Here is a 14,611-nt window from a genome sequence, read left to right as displayed (position 1 = left end):
AGGTGGGGTTGCTCCCCTGCTCCAGCTCAGTCCTGGCTGCCGCGATCCCGATGTCCCTCGGCGTCCGCCTCCTCGACGGCCGACTGGACCACGAGCGAGGTGTACTCGCCGGCGTCCATCGGCAGCTCGATGCGCTCGGGAACGCGCGGCACGCTGCGCTGGAGATGCGCGGCCATGATCACCGCGTGCTCGGGGGCGAAGGGCCCGTCCACGGGCGCCTCGTGCATGCGTCGGCCCAATTCATGGAGATCGGCGCCGGCGAGCAGCACCACGTCCTCGGGTTCGAAGGGCCCGTCCACGGGCAGCGCGCGCAGGTCCGCGTCGAGGGCTGCGATGTCGACCTGCTCGAGCTCGCGCGCGTCCTCGGCGTCGAACGGACCCGACGCGGGAAGGTCCGCGAGAGTGCGGGCCGACGGGGCGTCGTCGGCCGAAGCGTCCGTGGAATCGGCGGCGGACGGGGTCTCGGGAGCAGGCGCCGTGGCGAGCTCGGTCTCCGGCTCCGGCTCCGGCTCCGGCTCCGGCTCCGGCTCCGGCTCCGGCTCCGGCTCCGGCTCCGGCTCCGGCTCCGGCTCCGGAGAATCCTCGTCCACGACCGATGCCTCGGTCGACACCGTTCCCCAGGCGTCGACGTCGTCCGGGTAGCTCGCGGGCGCGGAGTGCGGAAGCGCCGGCTCCGTCGCTGCCTCGTGGGCGCTCGCGGCGGCGGGTTCGACCTCGTCGATCTGCTCCGTCGCGTCGGCCTGGGGCGCGTCGTCTGCCTGGGGCGCCTCGTCAGCGGGGGCGACCTCATCCTCCGACTCGAGCGCGTCAGCCTGCGGCGACAGCGCTTCCGCAGTCCTTCCACCCGCGCTCTCCGATCCGTCGAACGCGAGCGGTGCGGGCGCATCGTCCGACTCGGGATCCACACCGGGCTCAGCCTCGACGTCCTCGGATTCCGCGTCGTCCTCGACAGCACTGTCCTCCGCATCGACGTATGCGTCGCCCTCGGCACCCGAGGCAGTCTCCTCGACCGCCGGCGCCGCCTCGTCGGCCACTATCGGCTCGTCGGCCACCATCGGCTCGTCGGCGCCCATCGGCTCGTCCACGACCACCGACTCGTCGGCGACCACGCCCGGCTCCTCGACGCCCTCCACCGTCTCCTCCGCGACCTCCGGAGGGTGCACGGTGCGGCGGCGCAGCAGCGCGCGGGTGACATCGCGCAGCTGGGCGGCGCGGTGCAGCTGCCCGGAGAGGTCCTTGCCGGTGGCGCGATGACGCAGGGCGCAGGGCACCTCCTTCACCCAGAAACCGCCGGTGAGCGCGTCGATCGTCAGCGACGTCTCCACGCCCCAGCCGGGGGCGAGCGGCTGGCACGCCTCCCAGGTCTCGCGGGTGATGCAGCGCGTGCCCGAGAGCGGCTGCTGCGGCTCCCATCCGGTGATGCGGCGGATGCCGTTGCGGGCGGTGCGCACCACGATGCCGAAGCCGGCGGCGCCGTTCTGGGGTGGCAGCAGGGCGATCGCCATGTCGACGCCGTCGTCGAGGACGGCGTCCACGAGCGGGGCTGCGTTCTCGGCGCTGTCCTCCATGTCGCCGTCGAGGAACAGCAGCGCGCGGGACATGAGGTCCGACGGGGAGATCACGGGCAGCGGGCCCGTGTGGCCGGGCATGCGGGGCTCCGCGTGGAGCTCCTCGCGGAAGTCCACGCCGCCATCGGCCGCCTCGGTGTCCTCGCGCATGGCGATGACACGCGCGCCGGTCGCCATCGCGGCGGCCTTCCCGCGGTTGGTGCGGTGGCGCACCACGAGCGCGCCGGCGCCGGTGGCGACCGCTGCGGTCGCATCGCTCGAGCCGTCGTCGACGACCACCACGGTGTCCACGCGGTCGATGCGCTGGGCGGCGCGGATCGTCGCCTCGATCCGGTCGGCCTCGTCCTTGGCGGGGATCACCACGGCGACCGCCGTGGGACGGTCCGCCGCGAGCGGCCCCGCCGCGCTCATCGCAGGGTCACCTGGCGCGCGACGATGCCGCCCCGGGCCCGCCGCTCCATGACGGTGAGCGGCTCGGTGGTCTCGAGCGCCTCGAGGAAGCGCGCGCTGAACGCCTCGGCCTGGGCCTCGACGCCCTCGGCTCCGAACCCGGAGGGCAGATCCCACACGGGGATGGTGAGGCCCTCGGCGCGGAAGGAGCCCACGTACTTCGTGCCCTCGCCGATGCCGGACTCGCGGCGCGCGTGCAGGCGGGCCACGGCGTCGACGACGCGGTCCTCGTCGGCGTCGAGGACCCAGCGCAGGTGCTCCTTCGGGCCGGCGTCGACCCAGTAGGCGTGCTCGAGACCCGCGACCGGACGGGTCGGCATGATCTTCTCGTTCGCCTCCCGCAGGGAGGCCTCGACCTCGGCGGTGCGATCGGCCTCGGGGTCGACCCAGAACTCGAAGGAGTCGTGGACCTCGATCGCGAAGTCGCCGTCGAGGTCCAGCACGTCCTGGAGGCGCGGGGAGTCGTCCTCGAGGGCGACCGTGGGGACCGGCGAGCCGGGCTCGAGCGCGAGGGCCTGCACGATCGCCTGGCCGAAGGCGCGCGAGAGGTCCCCGCCGGGGACGCTCGCCTGCAGGCCGACGACGACCGAGCCGTCGGAGCGGCGGATCGCGGGCCAGTTCATCGGCAGGATCGTGGCGAGGGTGACGGCCTCGCTCCCCAACTCGGCGGTGGTCCGCGCGCTGATGGTCGCGGCAGGGATCAGCTGGCGCATCGCCACCAGATCCTGCTCCTGCGGCAGTCCCTCGAAAGGACGGCGGACCAGCGCGTCTCGTGAGCTCGTCGACATGCGCGCCAGTCTACCGATGCGGCGGCCCGACGGAGGAGCGGGGCGCGCGGGGCCGCGCCGGGCCCCGTGCCAGGCACAGCACCACGGCGCCGAGCAGCATCATCGCCGGGTACTGCACGACGAGCTGGTCGGACATCCAGTACAGGGCGAGCGTCGCACTCGAGGCGAGCGCGAGCAGGCGCGTCCCCCAGCCCAGCGCGAGCCCGGCCCCGAGGGCCAGTTCGAGCACCGGGATGCCGATCCCGAGCACCCCGGCCAGCGGGGCCATCACGTACTCCGCGAACAGGGCGAACACCTCGGGCACGCGCGCGTTCGACCGCGCCCCGTCGACGACCAGGCCGATGTCCGCTGCGCCGAAGCCGGCGTGCACCTTCACCGCGCCCTCGACCAGCCAGAGCGCGGCCAGGACGAGGCGTGCGATGAGCGAGATGAGCGCCGATCCCGCGGCGAGCCGTTCGGCGCCGCGCACCCGCCCGCTCCCCGGGCTCACGACAGCGCGGCGCTGCCGAACACGGCCTTGGCTTTGTCGCAGTGGACGACCACGTGGTCGTACTGCGAGAGGTCGACGCCCTCGACGGAGAACGTCTGCTCGGCCGAGTCGTAGGCGACGTCGCCGAGCTCCATCCCGGAGTCGACGGCGTCCTCGTCATCGCCCTCGGCGAGGTAGAGGTGCAGGTCGGGACCCTGGTCCGAGGAGAATCCGGTGAGCATGAGCTTGCCGTCCTCGATGCTCACCTTCCCCGCGACGCTCTTGCCGTTCGCCCCCGCGAAGGTGCCGTGCGCCATGGACATGGTCATGTCGCCGCCCATGTCACTGCCCATGTCACCGCTCATGTCCCCGCCTCCGTCGGACGTCATGCCTGCGTCGCCGCCTCCGTCGCTCGTCTGCATCGACGACGAGCCGTCCTTCGCCGCGCCGTCGTCCATGGAGCCTCCGGAGCCGGATCCGCAGGCGGCGAGGCCGGCGGCGAGCGCGAGTGCTCCGGCGCCGAGGGCGGCGCGCTGCAGGGTGCGGGTGATGCGCATGGGATTCCTCCTGTGTCGAGGGCCGGGGTGCTTCCCGACCCGGGGGCCGGCCCGATGCCGACCCCGATGGCGACCAGTCGACCCGGCCCGTCGGCCGCGGAGAAGGAGGATGACGGCTCCGTGAGCGCGATGACGGAACCGTAAGGGCGCGTGACGGATCCGTAAGATCCGCGGCCGTCCCCTGCGCCTACGCTGGCTGCGTGGCCGGCAGCGAGAGGACGAGTGCGGGCGCGCGGGTGATGATCGTCGAGGACGATCCGGCCGTGCGCACGGTGGTCGGCGACCATCTGCGGGCGGCCGGTCACCGGGTCGATGCCTTCGCGGCGGGCGATGCCGCGTGGGAGGCGATACGGGCGCAGGTCCCGGACGTGATCGTGCTGGACCGGATGCTGCCGCGGCTCAGCGGCGACGAGCTGTGCCGCCGCGTGCGGGGGATCAGCGACGTGCCGATCCTCATGCTCACCGCGCTGGGCACCGTCGACCACCGCATCGAGGGCCTCGAGCACGGGGCCGATGACTACCTCCCCAAGCCCTTCTCCCTGCGCGAGCTGCAGCTGCGGCTCGAGGCCCTGCTGCGCCGGCGGCTGCCGGATGCGGCGCCCGTCGCGTTCACGGCCGGGGCGTTCCGCGTGGATCCCGCGCACCGGCGGCTGCGGATCGGCGACCGCGAGATCGCGCTGACCTCGCGCGAGTACGAGCTGTTCCTGTTCCTGCTGGGTCGCGAGGGCCAGGTGGTGCGCCGCGACGAGATCCTCCGCGAGGTCTGGGGCTGGAGCGAGGGCGACGCCTCGACGGTGACCGTCCACGTGCGCCGCCTGCGCGAGAAGATCGAGCCCGACCCGACGACCCCGCGCTTCCTGCGCACCGAGTGGGGCGCCGGGTACCGGCTGGAGACGGGGCCCACGTGCTGAGCCCGATCGACTACTTGCTGATCGTCGCGACGACGATCGTGTGCACGGGCGTCGTGATGGGCGGCGCCTGGTGGGCGCTACGCCTGAACCGGCGCGGCAGCATCGTCTCGCAGACGGTGATCCTGCTGGTCGCGACGGTGCTCTCGATCGCGGCGACGACCCTCGCGGTGCTCGTGGAGATGTACTTCTCCGCGCACGATCTCGCGGTCCTGGCCTGGGTGCTCGCCGTCTCTGGCCTGATCTCGATCGCGGCCGCGCGGCTGCTGCTGGGCCGACGGGTCCGCACCTCGATCACGGCTCTCGCGGACTCGGCGCGGCGGCTCGGGGACCGGGCCGGCGGCGGAACCGGGGTCGGGACCGGCATCGGGACCGGCATCGGGACCGGTGGCTCGGCCGGCGCGGACGGATCCGACGGCACGAACGGATCAGAGGGCTCGAACGGATCCGAGGGCGCGGACGGGGCTGACGGGCCCGGCTGGAAGGAGTTCGAGACCCTCTCGACCGAGCTCGAGGAGACGTCCCGTCGGCTCGACGCGGCGCGCGCGGAGATCGAGGCGCTGGACGCGGACCGTCGGCAGTCGATCGCGTGGATCTCCCACGACCTGCGCACCCCGCTCACGGGTCTGCGCGCGATGGCCGAGGCGCTCGAGGCGGGCACCGCCGACGACCCCACCGCCTATGCGCGCGGCATCCGCGGTCGCGTGGACACGCTCAGCTCGATGGTCGAGGACCTCTTCGAGCTCTCCCGCCTGCAGTCCGGCACCCTCGTGCTGCGGCGGGAGACCGTCGAGCTGCTGGATCTCGTCTCCGACGCCGTCGCCGACGTGATGCCCGTGGCCCAGCGCCGCGGCATCCGCATCGTGCACCGCGGCATCGAGGGCCGCGTGCTGCGGGCGGATCCGCGCGAGCTCACGCGGGCGCTCGCGAACCTCCTCAGCAACGGCGTGCGCCACTCCCCCGACGGTGGGGAGATCGTGGTCTCGGCCGACGTCCTGCCCGGCAGCCGCCTGGTCCTCAGCGTCTTGGACCAGGGGCCGGGCGTCGCGAGCGAGCACATCGGGCGGATCTTCGAGGTCGGGTGGCGCGAGGATCCCGCACGCACGCAGTCCGACGACCTCGGCGCCTCCGGCGGCGCGGGCCTCGGCCTCGCGATCGTGCGCGGCATCGCCGAGGCCCACGGTGGCGGCGTCACGGCGCAGCGGGTCGACGGCGGCTTCCGCCTCGACCTCGTGCTGCCTGCAGGATGAAGCTCGAGCCCCGCTCGTCGTCGCCGGTGCATGCGTCCGCTTCCCCGCCCGGCCCCCGCGTGCTTCGGCACCCGGCCCCCGCGTGCTCACGCTCCCAACTCCGCGCCCGCGTCCGCTCCCGTTAATCCCTTGCCGCCCTCTCGCGTCCGGTCCTACGCTCGTCGGACACAGGGAAGGAGGTGATCCGACAGATGAAGTTCTCTCGGACATGTGAGGTGGCTCGCCGCTGAGGCGACCATCGACCTGACCGGCGGCACCGCCGCCGACCACCAGATCGAGGGACGTGCAGCGAATCCCACCGAGCTGCCCGGACCCGCAGGCGCCGGACCTCGTCCATCCGGCAGGCGCACGAGCGCAGCCTGCGGGTCCGCCCATGCCCGGATCCGCGGCGACCGCGACGTCCCGGCCCCGTCAGCGCACCACCGAGCTCAGCAGCAGGCTCGTCTCCGAGTTGACCACGCCCTCGATGCCGCGGATCCGTCGCAGCACGCCGTCGAAGGCCGCGAGATCCTCGCAGGCGATCTCGGCGACCAGGTCCCAGCCCCCGTTGGTCGTGTGGAGGTTCTGGATCTCGACGAAGCCGCGCAGGGCGTCGATCGCCCGGTCCGTCGTGCGCCCCTCGACCTCGATGAACGAGATCGCTCGCACGGGCGCCGCCTGCGCATAGTCGCGCACGCGCACCGAGAAGCCGACGATCACGCCCTGGGCGGTGAGCTTCTCGATCCGATGCGAGACCGTCGCCCGCGAGACGCCGAGGCGCTGGGCCAGGGAGGCGATCGGCGCGCGCCCGTCGGTGCGCAGCGCCGCCAGCAGTCTGCGGTCCAGATCCGTCAGCCGGTCCGCGGAGCCGTCCGGTGCAGTGTTCATGCGCAGAATGCTAGATCCCTGCTCGCAGAATGCGCATGAACTTGGCAGATCTCGCGCGATCCTGCTCTTCCGCCTGCCATCTGCGAAATCTACGCTGATCATCACCAGGCACACCGCGAGAGACGGAGCGATGACGATGACGCAGCTGCTCGACGTGGCGAACATGGCCCGCTGGATCGTGCGGGACGGCGCCCAGAACATCCTCACCACCATGGTCGGGTACCTCGACCACGACTTCCGGCGCTGGCAGAGCTTCGAGCGGATCCCCCGGATCGCGAGCCACACCCCGTTCGGCGTGATCGAGCTGATGCCGACATCCGACGGCGAGACGTACGCGTTCAAGTACGTCAACGGTCATCCCTCGAACCCCGCGCGCGGCTTCCAGACCGTGACCGCCTTCGGCGTCCTCGCCGACGTCGACAACGGCTACCCGGTGTTCCTCTCGGAGATGACGCTGCTGACAGCGCTGCGCACGGCGGCCGCCTCCGCCCTCGCCGCCCGCACGCTCGCCCGGCCCGACTCCCGCGTGCTCGCCCTCATCGGCGCGGGCTCGCAGTCGGAGTTCCAGGCGCTCGCCTTCCGCGGGGTGCTCGGCATCGAGGAGCTGCGCGTGTTCGACGTCGACCCCGCGGCGGTCGACAAGGTGCGCCGCAACCTCGAGCCGCTCGGCTTCCGCATCCACGACGCCGCGACCGCCGCGGAGACGGCCGAGGGCGCGGACATCATCACGACCTGCACCGCGGACAAGGCCCAGAACCGGGTCCTGGACCTGGCCGACGTGCGCCCCGGCGTGCACGTCAACGCGATCGGCGGCGACTGTCCCGGCAAGACCGAGCTGGACCCGCGGATCCTCGAGGCCGGGGACGTGTTCGTCGAGTTCACGCCGCAGACCCGCATCGAGGGCGAGATCCAGCAGATGCCGGAGGACTTCGCCGTTACCGAGCTCTGGGAGGTGCTCACGGGCACGGCCGCGGGGCGCACCTCGCCCGAGCAGATCACCGTGTTCGACTCGGTGGGCTTCGCGATCTCCGACTTCTCGGGACTGCGCTGCGCACGCGACGCGACGGCCGGAACCGACCTCGTCTCCGACGTGGACCTGGTGGCCTCCCCGAGCGACCCCAAGGACCTGTTCTCGCTGGTCAATTCGCTGTCCCCGGTCGGCGGACGATGAGTGCCCCGGCCCTCGCCGGTGCTCGGTCGGAGCATCCGCTCCCCGTGCAGTCCCCGTCGCGGGCACTGCTGGTGCGGCCCCATCACTTCACGGCGAACCCGGAGACGGCGCTCGACAACGCCTTCCAGCACCTCGGCGCCGCGCGCGCCGAGGACCCCGCCGTGCTCGCCCGGAGGGCGTACGACGAGGTGGGGCGCCTCGCGGACGCGCTCGACGCCGCGGGCGTCGCGGTGACGATGTTCGATGATCCGGGCACGGCGACCCCCGACAGCGTGTTCCCGAACAACTGGCTGAGCACGCACGCGGACGGCACGCTCGCGCTGTTCCCCATGTATGCGCCCAGCCGCCGCGCCGAGCGCCGCGCGGACATCGTCGCCGCCCTGCGCAGCCGCTTCCACGTGCGCAGGGTCGTTGACTACTCCGACGGGGAGGCCGACGCGCGCTTCCTCGAGGGCACCGGGGCGATGGTGCTCGACGATGTCACGGGCACGGCCTTCGCGTGCCGCTCGCGGCGCCTCGACGAGACGCTGCTCGCGGAGGTGTGCGCGGACCTCGGTCTCGAGCCCCTCGTCTTCGATGCGGCCGACGCCGCGGGCGTGCCCGTCTATCACACGAACGTGCTGATGAGCGTGGGGACCGAGGTCGCCGTCCTGGGCGCCTCGATGATCCGGGATCCGGCGCGGAGGGAGGCCGTGCGCGAGCGTCTGCGCGCGGGCGGCCGGGAGGTCGTCGAGATCGACGAGGACCAGGTGCGGGCCTTCGCGGGGAACTGCCTCGAGGTCGTGGCGGAGGCGAGCGCGGCCTCCGATCCCGCGGGCGAGCGCTCGCTGATGATGTCGGGGACCGCCGCCGCGGCGCTCACCCCCGATCAGCGCCGCCGGATCGAGCGCTCGTGCCGCGTGCGCGCGGTCGAGGTGCCGACGATCGCGACGGCGGGCGGATCGGTGCGCTGCATGATCGCCGGGATCCACCTGGCGCCGCGCGTCTGAGGCGCCCGCCGACCCGTCGGCCCCTGCGGTCCCGTCGGCCCCTGCGGTCCCGTCGGCCCCGCCAGCCCCATCGCAACCTGCAGTCCCGTCGGCCCCGCCAGCCCCATCGGCACCCGGCTCCTCAGGCGCGCGAGCGCCAGAGCAGCCAGACGAAGTAGGGCGCGCCGATGATCGCCACGACGAGTCCTGCGGGGACCTGGGCGGGGGCGATGAGGGTGCGGCCGATCGTGTCGGCGATGCTCACCAGCAGCGCGCCCAGCAGCATCGCGACCGGCACGGAGCGCAGGTGCCTCGCGCCGACCAGGGCCCGCGCTAGGTGCGGGGCGACGAGCCCCACGAACCCGATCGTGCCCACCGCGATGACGCTGATCGAGGCGAGCACGGCCGCGCACGTGATCACCGCGAGACGGGTGCGCTCGAGGCGCACGCCGAGGATCCGCGGGGAGTCCTCGTCGAGCGCGAGCAGGTCGAGTTCGCGCGAGCGGGAGAGCACGAAGGGGGCGAAGAGCACCAGTGCGACGGCGACGATCGCGACGTCGACGAGGCTGCGGCCGTAGGTGGTGCCGGAGAGCCAGGTGAGCAGGCGCGGGGTGTCCCACGGGTTCTGCCACAGCAGCAGGAACGTGGAGAGGGAGGAGAGGGCGAAGCCCATGCCGATGCCCACGAGCACGAGGCGCTCGGGCCGGATGCCGCGCCGCCAGGCCAGCACGTAGATGACGGCGAAGGTGATGAGGCCGCCGACGATGGCGGCGCCCACCATCACGGGCCGGCTCGCGCCGCCCGCGCCGCCGGCGCTGATCGCGAGCACGGCGCCGAGGCCCGCCCCGGCGGTGATGCCGAGGATGCCGGGCTCGGCGAGCGGGTTGCGGACGGTGGACTGCACGACGCTGCCGGCCAGCGCGAGCGACGCGCCGCCCACGATCGCGGCGGTGGTCCTCGGCAGGCGCTCGTCGAGCGCGAAGCGCACCGGCGCTGGAGCCGCGTGCTGGAGCCACAGGAGCACGTCGCCCGTGCGCAGCCAGAGGCTGCCCGCGAGCAGTCCGACAAGTCCGGCCGCGGCGAGCACCGCGAGCACGATCACGCCGATCACGAGGGCGCGCCGGCCGGAGCGCGGCGGGGTGCGGGCCTGCGGCGGCTCCTTCGCGGGTCCCGAGTCCCGCAATCGGCGCGCCAGGACGATCATGATGATCGCGCCCAGCAGGGAGGTCGCGATGCCGGTGGGGATCTTCGCGGCGGCCTCGGCGCCGGCGATGCCGCGCAGCAGCGCGTCGGCCAGGATGACGACGAGCGCGCCCAGCAGGCCCGAGGCGGGGATGAGCAGCACGTGGCGGTGCAGGGCGGGCAGCAGCACCGCGAGCAGGCGGGCGAGCACCGGGGCGCCCAGGCCCACGAAGCCGACGGGCCCGGCGACCGTCACGGCGATCGCGGTGAGCAGCACGGCGCCGAGGATCCCGAGCACGCGGGTGCGGCGCACGGGGATGCCGAGGGAGGAGGCGGCGTCGTCGCCCAGCCCCAGGATGTCCAGGCGACGGGAGATCAGCAGCATCACCACGAGCACGCCGGCGATCACCGGGATCGCGCGCAGGGAGGCGTCGAGGTTCAGCTGCGCGAGGGAGCCGCTCCCCCAGGCGAACAGGCCCGTGGTCTGCACCTCGAAGAGGATGAGCAGGGCGGAGGTCGCGGCCTGCAGGGCGAGCGCGACCGCGGACCCGGCGAGCACGAGCCGCGTGGTGGAGGTCCCCGCGCCGCCCGAGATCGCGAGCACGAGGCCCGCGGCGGCCAGGCCGCCGGCGAAGGCCACGGCGCCGGAGGCCCAGATCGGCACGGCCAGTCCGAAGGCGGCGACGGCGACGATCGCGAGGTAGGAGCCGGCGGTCACGGCGAGGGTGTCGGGCGAGGCGAGGGCGTTGCGGGAGATCGACTGCAGGACGGCGCCGGCCGCGCCGAGCGCGAAGCCGACCGCGACTCCGGCGAGCAGCCGCGGCAGGCGCGAGGCGGAGAAGATCGCGGAGACGGGGACGCCGCCCTCCCCCGCCGGGTCGGCGGGCTCCGCCCCGACGGCGGCGCGCAGCAGGTCCCCGAGGCCGATGCCCGAGGTCCCCTGCGTGAGGTGCCAGGCGCCGACGATCACCAGCACCACGGCGAGCACGACGAGCCCGCCGCCGCCCGCGAGCAGCGCCCCGACGCCCGCGTGCCGGGGCGCTGCGGGGGCCGGCGTCGCGGCCGGGGCCCGCTCCGCGCTCTCGGGAGCGGCGGTCCGGGTCGCCGTGGGGGTCACGGGCGGGTCACTTCGTGAGCGCGTCGACGTAGGCGTCGACCGCCTGCTCGGAGGTGCGGGGACCGCCGAAGGTCCAGATGCTCGAGGGGAACGCGTGGGCGCGGCCGTCCTCGACGGCGGGCAGCGAGGTCCAGATGTCGTTCTTCTCGAGCTCGGTGACGTAGTTGCCGGCCGGGTCGTCGGTCGACGTAAAGAAGAGGTTCGCGTCGCCCACGGAGGTGAGGCCCTCGATGTCGGTCTGGCCCAGCCCGTAGAGCGCGTCGGTCTTCCCGGTCCAGGCGGGCTTCAGCCCGAGCTCCTCGCCGAGCGCGCTGAACAGGGCGCCCTTCCCGAAGGGGCGGATGGAGACGTTGCCGCCGTCGACCCAGCCGTCGAAGTAGACGAAATCGCGCGTGGGCAGGTCGACGTCCTCGACCTTCTTCTTGGCCTCGACGAGGTGCTGATCGAACTCCTGGAGGACCGCGTCGGCCCGCTCGGTGCGGCCGGTCGCCTTCCCGATCAGGGAGAACAGGTCCTTCATGTTCCCGATGGGGTCCTTCGCGTCGGCGCCCTGGGTGGCGAGCACCGGCACTCCGCGCTCCTCGAGCTGGCCGATGATCTCGTCGTCCTTGCTGGAGGCCTCGACGATGATGAGGTCGGGGTCCGTGCCGTAGAGGGTGTCGAGGTCGGGCTCGCCGCGCTGGCCGACGTCCGTGACGCCGTCGGGGAGCTTCTCGGCGGTGTCCCAGGTGCTGAAGCCCTCGACGTCGGCGACGCCCACCGGTGTCACGCAGAGGCTGAGGAGGTCCTCGGTCTGCTGCCATTCGAGGACGGCGACACGCTTCGCGGGCTCGTCGAGCTTCACGGTGCGGCCGAAGTCGTCCGTGAGCTCGACGGGGCCGGTCGCGGTCGAGGTGGAGTCGTCGGCGCAGGACTCGGACACGGCGGAGGCGTCCTTCGTGGCATCGGTGGACGCCTCGACGTCGGTCGTGCCGCAGGCCGCGAGTGAGAGAGCCGTGAGGCCCAGGGTGAGCACGGCGCCGAGGCGGCGCAGCGGGGACGGGCGCGAGGAGGCGGTGGTCGACGCGAAAGTCCTGAGCGGGGTGGGGGTCATGGTTCTCCGGGGTGGTGTCGGCCGGGCGGCCGGGTGCGGGCGGGATGGTGTGCAGCGCGGTGGCGGCTGCGGCGGGGCGACGTGCGGTCAGCGGGCGCGAGGGCGCCGTTCGGCGACCTCGATCCGGCGGCGTCCGCTTGCGGGATCCGTGGTGGTCTCGATGGGGATCTCGTAGACCTCGCTGAGATGCTGCGAGGTGAGGACCTCGTCGACGGTGCCGGCCGCGTGGACGTCGCCGCGGCGCAGCAGCACCACGCGGTCGGCGATGCGGGCGGCCTGGCCGAGGTCGTGCAGGACCACACCGATCGCGGCGCCGTGCTCGACCGCGAGGTCCCGCACGAGGTCCAGGGTCTCGATCTGGAAGCGCAGGTCGAGGTGGTTGGTGGGCTCGTCGAGCAGGACGATGCCGGTGTCCTGGGCGAGGCAGGAGGCCAGCCAGACGCGCTGGATCTCCCCGCCGGAGAGCTCGCCGACTCCGCGGGCGGCGAAGGCCGTGGTGCCGGTCAGCTCCATCGCGCGTTCGATCGCGGCCTCGTCGGCCTCGGAGAGACCGGCGAAGCGGCGGCGGTGCGGGTGGCGGCCGAAGCCGACGACCTCGCGCACCGTGAGGCCCTGCGGGGTGCCGCGGCTCTGGGAGAAGAGGGTGAGCGTGCGCGCGAAGTCCTTGGCGCCCATCAGCGCCGCGTCGCGCTCGGCGATGCGCACCTCGCCCTGGGTCAGCGGGTGCAGGCGGGAGACGGCGCGCAGCACGGTCGACTTGCCGCTGCCGTTGGGGCCCAGCAGCACCGTGACCTCGCCGGGGCGGATCTGCAGGTCCACGCCGTGCACGACCTCGCTGCGGCCGTAGCGCAGCACGAGGCCCTCGGCGTCGAGCCGGCGCGCGGGGTCGCGCGATGCGGTGCGCCGAGCGGCCTCGCCTGCCCCGTCGGGGGCGAGGTCCTCGGACGGGACGGCGCTCTCCTCGACGGCGGTCGATCGGAGATCGGTCGTCATGAAGGAGAGCCTAACCGCGCCCCATGGTCGACCACACCCCCGGGCCGCCCTCAGAGATGTGCACTGCGGCACAGCGGGTGGGCAGGCGGACGGGCGGACGGATGGACGGGAGGGCGGGGCGCGAGCGAGCCGCGAGCACGGGCGGCACCCTCAGTGCTCGCCGCTCACCTCGACGATCTCGGCGGCGCGGCGCTCGAGGTCCATGGGCTCGACGCCGTCGAGCATGTGCAGGGCGAAGTCCTCGCTGAAGCGCTCGAACAGGAGCGTGCCGCGCACGGAGTTGCCGTGCAGGTCCAGCTGCGGGGCGTAGGTCGCGATGCCGAAGCGGGAGGGCAGCGCGGCGATGATGCCGCCGGCGACCCCGGACTTCGCGGGCAGGCCGACGTCGCTCACCCAGTCGCCCGCGTTGTCGTACATCCCGCAGGTGAGCATGACGGAGAGGGTCTTGCGGGCCGCGACCCGGGAGAAGACCTCCTCGCCCGTCAGCGGGTTGGTGCCGCCCGAGGCGAGGGTCGCGGCCATCACGGCGAGGTCGGTGACCGAGGCGAGGACCGAGCAGCCCTCGATGTATCCCTCGACGACCTCGTGGGCCTCCTCGGTCATCGAGCCGGCGGCGCGCAGCATGTAGGCGAGCGCGAGGTTGCGGTCGGCCGTGCGGGCCTCCTCGCGGCGGGTCGCCTCGTGCAGGGCGAGCGTGTGGCCGGCGGCGGCCTCGAGCACGGAGCGCAGGCGCTCGGTGCGCTCGCCCTGGGTGGGGCCGAGCATCGCATGGGTGCGGATCGCCCCGATGTTCACCAGCGGATTCTTGGGCTTCTTCGTCCACACATCGAGGCTGAGGGCGTTGAACTGCTCGCCCGTGGGCTCCTCGTCGACGATCGAGTTCACGTACTCGAGGCCGTGCAGGTCGATCGCCGCGCCGTAGGCGAAGGCCTTGGAGATCGACTGGATCGGGAAGCTGTGGTCGGTGCCGACGGTCGTGATCTCGCCGTCGGCCATGCACAGGGCGACGGCGAGGTGGTCCTCGCGGGCGCCGGAGAGGCGGGCCAGGTCGGGGATGTCGCCGTCGGGCGCGGCGGAGCCGAGGACGTGCCTCTGCCGGTCGAAGTAGGTGCTGAGCGCGCTGGTCACCCTCGGACCGTACACGGGGCGCGGCGAACACCCCAGCCCGGTGCCGAAGGCAGGCCGACGGGCGCCGATGGTGAGGGCCGATGGGGCGCCACGGGTCGGGGC

At 73.5% G+C, this 14,611-nt stretch carries 13 protein-coding genes; 4 read left to right on the top strand and 9 right to left on the bottom strand.

The window, feature by feature from the left end:
- Positions 1–26 precede the first annotated feature (26 nt).
- The 4 genes from MHY49_RS19300 to MHY49_RS05995 are packed head-to-tail and all read right to left on the bottom strand — an operon-like array spanning position 27 to position 3,832.
- Positions 27–1,979, bottom strand: coding sequence for a glycosyltransferase (locus MHY49_RS19300; RefSeq protein WP_370646010.1), 1,953 nt, complete (start codon positions 1,977–1,979; stop codon positions 27–29).
- A complete protein-coding gene (locus tag MHY49_RS06005; protein WP_239203158.1) occupies positions 1,976–2,806 on the bottom strand; it encodes a DUF5926 family protein in 831 nt (276 codons plus the stop codon). Before MHY49_RS06005 ends, MHY49_RS19300 begins: the two co-directional genes overlap by 4 nt.
- A gap of 10 nt (positions 2,807–2,816) precedes the next feature.
- Positions 2,817–3,275, bottom strand: coding sequence for a DoxX family membrane protein (locus tag MHY49_RS06000; RefSeq protein ID WP_239203157.1), 459 nt, complete (start codon positions 3,273–3,275; stop codon positions 2,817–2,819).
- 17 nt (positions 3,276–3,292) lie between these two features.
- On the bottom strand, positions 3,293–3,832 hold the full coding sequence (locus MHY49_RS05995; RefSeq protein ID WP_239203156.1) for a DM13 domain-containing protein: 540 nt from the start codon (positions 3,830–3,832) through the stop codon (positions 3,293–3,295).
- A 200-nt stretch (positions 3,833–4,032) separates the two neighbouring features.
- Between MHY49_RS05995 and MHY49_RS05990 the strand changes: the two genes are divergently transcribed.
- Positions 4,033–4,743, top strand: a complete 711-nt coding sequence (locus MHY49_RS05990; RefSeq protein ID WP_343068534.1) for a response regulator transcription factor — start codon at positions 4,033–4,035, stop codon at positions 4,741–4,743.
- On the top strand, positions 4,737–5,990 hold the full coding sequence (locus MHY49_RS05985; protein ID WP_239203155.1) for a HAMP domain-containing sensor histidine kinase: 1,254 nt from the start codon (positions 4,737–4,739) through the stop codon (positions 5,988–5,990). The genes MHY49_RS05990 and MHY49_RS05985 overlap by 7 nt, the downstream gene beginning before the upstream one ends.
- A gap of 411 nt (positions 5,991–6,401) precedes the next feature.
- On the opposite strand, the gene MHY49_RS05980 is transcribed toward MHY49_RS05985, so the two are convergent.
- Positions 6,402–6,857 carry an Lrp/AsnC family transcriptional regulator gene (locus MHY49_RS05980; protein ID WP_239203154.1) on the bottom strand — a complete coding sequence of 152 codons (456 nt, stop codon included), beginning with the start codon at positions 6,855–6,857 and terminating at the stop codon, positions 6,402–6,404.
- Positions 6,858–6,993: 136 nt separating this feature from the next.
- On the opposite strand from MHY49_RS05980, the gene MHY49_RS05975 reads away from it, so the two are divergent.
- Together MHY49_RS05975 and ctlX are read left to right on the top strand one after the other, a co-directional pair.
- Positions 6,994–8,028, top strand: a complete 1,035-nt coding sequence (locus tag MHY49_RS05975) for an ornithine cyclodeaminase (RefSeq protein ID WP_239203153.1) — start codon at positions 6,994–6,996, stop codon at positions 8,026–8,028.
- Between the two features lie 44 nt (positions 8,029–8,072).
- Positions 8,073–9,017 carry a citrulline utilization hydrolase CtlX gene (ctlX, locus tag MHY49_RS05970; RefSeq protein WP_239203152.1) on the top strand — a complete coding sequence of 315 codons (945 nt, stop codon included), beginning with the start codon at positions 8,073–8,075 and terminating at the stop codon, positions 9,015–9,017.
- A gap of 121 nt (positions 9,018–9,138) precedes the next feature.
- Here ctlX and MHY49_RS05965 read toward each other — a convergent pair whose 3' ends face one another.
- The 4 genes from MHY49_RS05965 to glsA form a co-directional block, all read right to left on the bottom strand.
- Positions 9,139–11,295, bottom strand: a complete 2,157-nt coding sequence (locus MHY49_RS05965) for an iron ABC transporter permease (protein ID WP_239203150.1) — start codon at positions 11,293–11,295, stop codon at positions 9,139–9,141.
- Between the two features lie 7 nt (positions 11,296–11,302).
- Entirely contained in the window at positions 11,303–12,388 is a 1,086-nt protein-coding gene (locus tag MHY49_RS05960; protein WP_239203149.1) for an iron-siderophore ABC transporter substrate-binding protein, read from the bottom strand.
- A gap of 87 nt (positions 12,389–12,475) precedes the next feature.
- Entirely contained in the window at positions 12,476–13,381 is a 906-nt protein-coding gene (locus tag MHY49_RS05955) for an ABC transporter ATP-binding protein (protein ID WP_239203148.1), read from the bottom strand.
- Between the two features lie 150 nt (positions 13,382–13,531).
- Complete coding sequence (gene glsA / locus MHY49_RS05950; RefSeq protein ID WP_228357373.1) at positions 13,532–14,509, bottom strand: glutaminase A; 978 nt, start codon at positions 14,507–14,509, stop codon at positions 13,532–13,534.
- Positions 14,510–14,611: the final 102 nt, after the last annotated feature.

This window comes from Brachybacterium sp. ACRRE (assembly GCF_022346485.1).
Classification (GTDB): domain Bacteria; phylum Actinomycetota; class Actinomycetes; order Actinomycetales; family Dermabacteraceae; genus Brachybacterium; species Brachybacterium halotolerans.
This window is presented reverse-complemented; position numbering and strand designations above follow the sequence as displayed.

Coding starts and splice junctions, on each gene's coding strand:
- MHY49_RS19300 (WP_370646010.1), bottom strand. CDS start 1,979: ATGAGCGCGGCGGGGCCGCTCGCGGCGGACCGTCCCACGGCGGTCGCC.
- MHY49_RS05995 (WP_239203156.1), bottom strand. CDS start 3,832: ATGCGCATCACCCGCACCCTGCAGCGCGCCGCCCTCGGCGCCGGAGCA.
- MHY49_RS05960 (WP_239203149.1), bottom strand. CDS start 12,388: ATGACCCCCACCCCGCTCAGGACTTTCGCGTCGACCACCGCCTCCTCG.
- MHY49_RS06005 (WP_239203158.1), bottom strand. CDS start 2,806: ATGTCGACGAGCTCACGAGACGCGCTGGTCCGCCGTCCTTTCGAGGGA.
- MHY49_RS05980 (WP_239203154.1), bottom strand. CDS start 6,857: ATGAACACTGCACCGGACGGCTCCGCGGACCGGCTGACGGATCTGGAC.
- MHY49_RS05955 (WP_239203148.1), bottom strand. CDS start 13,381: ATGACGACCGATCTCCGATCGACCGCCGTCGAGGAGAGCGCCGTCCCG.
- MHY49_RS05975 (WP_239203153.1), top strand. CDS start 6,994: ATGACGCAGCTGCTCGACGTGGCGAACATGGCCCGCTGGATCGTGCGG.